Source organism: Enterobacter sp. HG048, assembly GCF_024702055.1.
Classification (GTDB): Bacteria; Pseudomonadota; Gammaproteobacteria; order Enterobacterales; family Enterobacteriaceae; genus Enterobacter; species Enterobacter dykesii.
In genome coordinates this window covers 1-298 of sequence record NZ_JANLIZ010000043.1, presented here as the reverse complement: position 1 = coordinate 298, position 298 = coordinate 1, and the positions used below count along the sequence as shown (strand labels likewise).

General features: G+C 45.0%; 1 tRNA gene. It reads left to right on the top strand.

The features are described from left to right. Positions 1-36 precede the first annotated feature (36 nt). Positions 37-112: transfer RNA gene (locus NUX24_RS21720), tRNA-Ala, on the top strand. The last annotated feature ends 186 nt before the right edge of the window (positions 113-298 follow it).

Genomic DNA, 298 nt, shown 5'->3' with positions numbered 1-298 from the left:
TTTTAAAGGATGAGCGGTACAGAGATTATAAACGATGGGGCTATAGCTCAGCTGGGAGAGCGCCTGCTTTGCACGCAGGAGGTCTGCGGTTCGATCCCGCATAGCTCCACCATCTTTTACTGCGAACACAAGAAAACTTCAGAGTGAACCTGAAAAGGTGCACTGCGAAGTTTTGCTCTTTAAAAATCTGGATCAAGCTGAAAATTGAAACGACACACATGTTATGTGTGTTCGAGTCTCTCAAATTTTCGCAATCAGAAGTGAAACATCTTCGGGTTGTGAGGTTAAGCGACTAAGC